The 5,482-nt window shown below is 38.5% G+C and carries 2 protein-coding genes; both read right to left on the reverse strand.

What is annotated here, in order from left to right:
* Positions 1 to 3,757: QWxxN domain (locus tag DVW83_RS13980; protein ID WP_238699434.1), on the reverse strand; the 3,757-nt coding region annotated here is incomplete at its 3' end.
* Between the two features lie 114 nt (positions 3,758 to 3,871).
* Positions 3,872 to 5,482 (reverse strand): QWxxN domain (locus DVW83_RS15745; RefSeq protein WP_238699435.1); only part of this gene is annotated, 1,611 nt, incomplete at its 5' end.

Raw genomic sequence — 5,482 nt, forward strand, 5'->3', positions numbered from 1 at the left:
TCTTTTTCTCCAAGAATGTTTCACCACGAAATTGATTGATTTCTGGGTGGAATCTTAGAATCGTCATGGGGCTGTTTGCGTTTTTTTTCACTAAATGGTAACGCTCTGCCCCCTTATCCAGTAAAATGAGCGGTACATAGTGATTTTTTATCTTGATATAAGATCTTCCCGAAGTATCCCGCACTAATCCTCTCTCATCTGGTGCTGAAAATATGGTCGGATTTGAATGAGTTTCGAAACGTTTGAGTTTTTTCCCGATTTTGTTACTTACTTTTTTTCCTAAAAAAGGCGAAGTCGTTGCTTCAAAATACCACTCGGCACCGTTGAAGTTTACAGGAATAAGTTTTCTTTCAATCTCTGCATCGTAACGCACACCAAGCCCCTCAATCGGAGTCTCTCTGACGGGAATCCATTGATTATTCATTTTAATCAATAACTTATTCGACTTTTCTGCTTCTAATACAGTCCTGATACTCCCTTCACCATAAGCCGTGGGGTGTACATTTTTTTCGTCTATAAACCTCTGATTATCTTTTATTTTAACGGCTACACTATTGATCTGTTTTTTCTGTTCTTCTGAAAATTTTACTGGACCTTTAAAAACTTCTAACTGGTTATTTTTCAATAGGAAGTATTCACCGAATTTATCTCCCTGTGGATTCATCACCTGTACATATAAATGTTCATCTACGCGTTTCACCGGTACCTCTGGACCACCTTTCGGCAATCGAGCCTTCACGATGGATTCCGAAGCAACAGAGGTTTCTTTTTGTAGTTTTTCTAACGTTGCTATAAGATTCTTTACTTCTTTGCTTTGACCTTTAAAGTTCAATTTCATTAATTTGGGCAACAGTTTACTGATATCAGATACAAATTCGATACCTGGATCAATGTATCGAACCAGAGAAACTCCAAATTTTAGTGATTCAGCGCGGGTAGGGAGAAAATATTTACTGTTTTTTAACACACCTTTTATTCCCCTCTTTATAAGTTCTTTTGCCACACCTAGCCCAAATTTTGCAGTGAACCCCATCGCCTCTCCTACTACTGGGATCAATAAAACAACGTCAATCACACAAGATGGAACCGCCTTATTTGAATCTTTTTCGATGATCCCTGTCACACAGTCATAAAAAGGAACCAAACTCAAAAGCATGTCAATCCCTTTTTCTCTCCTTGTTTTTTCATTTCCCTCTTTATACAATCGGTCATACAAATTATGACGGTGTTTCCAGCCTAATCTCCCGGCAAATATTGATTGGACACTAAAGGATTGTCCATGCATATTTATAAAATTCTGATCGTCTTTATTCACACTCACTTCTAATCGATCACGAATGCGGACGTACTCCTCCGAGAAAAACTCATATTTGTTGTATAACTCTGGGTTCTTATCGACTCGATAGACACCATAACCTAGTTCCTTTCCCAACTTTTTCAAACCATACACTCGTTCTTCCTTACCTTGTTTCGCCATGAACAAATCGGTGTCTTTTAATGGTACATTTTTCCATGCAGGATATCCTTGACTAGTAGCAAATTCTTTTCGAATACTTGCAGACGCTTCATAAATCTGGGTCTCTTGCGAAAAAAGAAACTGGGACTCAGTTGGATCCATAGCATTCAGTGCTATTTCAACAATCTTATTATCCAACTGCCAATAAGCATTTGCCGCATTATTTGTCAACTCTTTATATTTTTCTTCCAAAACAGGGAGAGGCCTGTTCAATGTCGGGCAAGGATTTTCTCCACTTAGATAGTAGTCGATCGCTTCTTCACGTGTTGTTTGGTGAAACGGTGGAACGCCCAATGGGTGGAGAGGTCTTTCACCTATGAGTTTTGCATCGGCATCATAGCACGCTTGAATCACTTCTTCTGCTAAAGCACTTTTACTACGCCAATTAAGTATTGCTTTTTGATAGGATTGAAATAAAGTATCAATCGTTTTTTGCTCCTCTACTATTTTGAAATAGCCTATTTTCCAGTAGCTAATGAATGTATTTAGAGCAAATTCTTTATAGTTTCCTTTAACGAAAGCTTCACGTAATGAATCTGGTTCTAGTTCGGCTGTTGCAAGCAATGCAGGCAAAAAAATTGTCTGTAGCTCGCTGAAACTTAGTTGTTTTTTTTCAGCCACACTATCCATGAAAGCAGCACCTAAGCTTCTCTTTTGTGACTCATTAATTTCGTTGTGATCCCCTACAAACTCTAATAGTTTTCCACCTATCAGCTGTGGCAATAGTCCAGAATGAGAAATTAATTCCTTTTTATCTAGAAAATTAATATCAACCGGTAGTGACGTTTGAACTAAATTCCTCCATAGCAAACCAAAATTATGCTCCTGTTCTCTCGCCTGGTCTCTAAATTCATCTAGAGAGATTCTATGGTGGAAGTCATTCAAAGCACCATTAATCTTACCTTCAAGATCAGAGACAGTAAATGTGGATGGATCTGGTACTTCCATCATTTGCTTAGCTAGATATTCCGCAAGCGATCCTCCCAGTATATTCTCGAATACCCACTTTTTCACCATCATTTCAGCAACGTTATCTGCTATTTTCTCGCCTTTTCCTCCATAAAAATTCAACTCTTTGGTTAGTACTTTAGCGAAAGCCTGAAGATTTCCTTTATGAAAAACATTTTTATTCTCCTCTGGCATGAGCCATTTTCCTGCGGCAAGCAATACGGTTTCTTTTGTTGCCGTGCCAGATGGCAGTAAATTCTCTTTGCGCAAAAATTCCTCTACTTTTCCCATCAGTTTCGGACTTTGCCATACAGAAGTAACATCACGAGATATGAACCCATCTTTTGCTCTAAGTTCCTGTAAGCGGGCACCTTCTTTAGTTGTATCAGTTAGCCATTCACCAACAATTTCAGTTGCTAGCTCTTCTGAGATTTTTTCTCCTTCCTCCTTTTCAAGGAGCACATTGGCTAATTGCTTGATTTTAAAAGCATACAATGCTTCTGGGCTGGTCTCATTAATTCCAAGAGAATCCAATGGCTCCGAGATGCTTCCATCTAGCTCAATAGCATGCACTGACTCCGGATTTACTCTCCCAAGAAATAACCACTCTGTGACCGCTTGAACAATCTGTTTAGGACCATTATACGCACAGGGTAGCCCATTATCAGTTAACAAAGAAGCAATTTTTATGCGTTGATCCTCTTTTTGTTTTTCATCAAGATTAGGAAGCTGTTGTTTATTTGGTTGTGGGAGTTCAATGCCATTTTTCTGAATAAAATCCGTAATTTTTTTCTCAAGATTCTCCGTTTCAGTTGCTTCATCTGTCGTGAATTCACCATCTTTCTCCTGTTTAACTTCTCTAAAGCTGTAACCTACTTGTGCGTTATTATCTTCCCATTGCAACAAATAGAACCGTGCCATATCAGGAGACATATTTTCAGTTGTCACCCCATATACTTCACAAATTAGCTCAGCAATTTGACGTTGTCTTTCTATAATCGCTCCGTAATTTTCTCCCGCAAAAATCCATTCTTGCACCTTTTGAACTAGCTCTCTTGACGATGTAAGGTCCTTCGAAAATTTTTGTCTAACAAGAAAGTGCCAGACTTCTTCATTTACATCTTCTGTCCTTCCACGTGCTCGAAACAAACTATCCTCATGATAGATAGGTGAGAGTAACTGAGTGCTAGGAATAGTGTGTGGTACCCCCTTCGTAAATTCAACGAATATGCAATCGTTCTCTTTTTTATATTCATTAAAAGAAGTGATTAAGACAGGGTCTGTTTCAGACAAATCATACTGAATCGTCTTACTAGTGATTTCTTTGTATGTATAATCTTCTAATAACGTATTGGTTTTCCACTGTAAAAAGATGTCCTGTAATTTACCAGCAGCTATAAATTCTCCCTACCTCACGTTCTCTATTCCATAATTTTCAAGGATAGTGTACGCCAAAAAATGTTTTTTTTCCAATTTATCTAAATTTTTATTTCCAATCCATTTTTGAGCAATGTCTAGTAGTTCCACATCCGGAGTTGTATCATTCGCTATTTTTTCTTTTATGAAGAATTCTTTAAGCTTTTTATTTACGTTCCTTGTTTCATTTTTTTTCTGAAAAAGGTCGTGATCATAAAAGAATATCGGCAAAGGTTCTTGATAACGACTCGAAGGAATCCGATTATTTACGATGGTTTCATTGATTTCATGGACTTGTCTTGTCTCAGGGTCAATGCTTGGAGATACTGCCCTATCAGCTTGTTCGTCTATTGAAGTTGCTTCAGTTGGTATCGATGGCACGGAAAGTGGCTTTGCTTCAGCACCGAGGGTTGGAATCATTCTTTGGACGAAACCATCCAGCGTGGTTGCAAATTCACTCGTTAGATGACCTAGCTTTGTTAAAAAGTCGGCCTCATTTTCTTTTAGAACAAACTCCATTTTTTCCGAAGTTGGACGTTTACTTTTTGGCCCCGATGACTTACTTTTCGGTGGTTTTGTAGTTCCAGAGTAATTTGAAGCGTGTGAACGAAGCAACCACCCCACATCATGTTTCGCTCGTTGAGCCACTGACTCCGGGTTCTCATAGTGAACCGAAAAAGTCCGCATCATCATACTTAAAAAACAATCCATAAGCGAGTCACCTGACGCACCTCCCTGTTGTTCTGAATCAGTTGGCTGTTCAAATTGACTAAAAAAAGAAGAAAACGTTTCAGTCAGTTCTTCCCAAAAAGATGCCTGCTGGGAAACCACATTATCGTTAGAGTTATGGCTCTGTCCATGTTCTTTTTCAAAGAATGCTTGAAAATTTTTTCTCAACATTTGAGCTGCTTCTCCACTTGAAAAAGAATTAGCTGTTCCTTTTTCCTTTTCCGAAGAACTTGCAAAAGAAAAGTGTTTGATCTCCTCTGATTGAATTGGATCCTGTTTATTCACTTGATCAGACTTAGCGGTTGCTGTTTGACAAATCGTATTAAAATGAGTTTTTTCAATCGTTCCACCTAACTGAAAAGTTTCTTTTTCTGTCGTACAATTTGAAAGCTCCTTAATACCATAGGCCATCTTATGGAGTTCCAGGCTCAGGTTATGAACTTCATCTGTCAAAAAATAAACATGGTTAGGGGATCCTGATGAAGATTCTTGTATGGCGCCACTTTTTTCTGTTCGATTCAGCGGTGTAGGCTGATTCACACGTGTCGTGTTCACCGTAGAACTTGATAGAAATGAATCAATTCTTACTTTTTCTCTTTCATGCCTCGTTTGTACCACCGTGTTTGCTTCAAACGTTGCGGAGGTTTTTTGAACAGCATTTTCTTGCGTTGGTCCCCCTTCTGGAGGCAATTGGAAATTTTGTAAGATACTCAATAGATAAAGTATCCCTGTTGGAGATAACAGGGTTTCACGCGTTGGTTGTTGCCCGATAGAATTGGCAATAAAATTCAACTTTTCTTGTGTGACCTTTGAACTATCGTTCTCATCATTCATCTCATTGTAGAATCGACCAGTTTTTTCTCTAAAATCTGT

Source organism: Enterococcus sp. VV15, assembly GCF_005236045.1.
GTDB classification, from domain to species: Bacteria; Bacillota; Bacilli; order Lactobacillales; family Enterococcaceae; genus Enterococcus_B; species Enterococcus_B durans.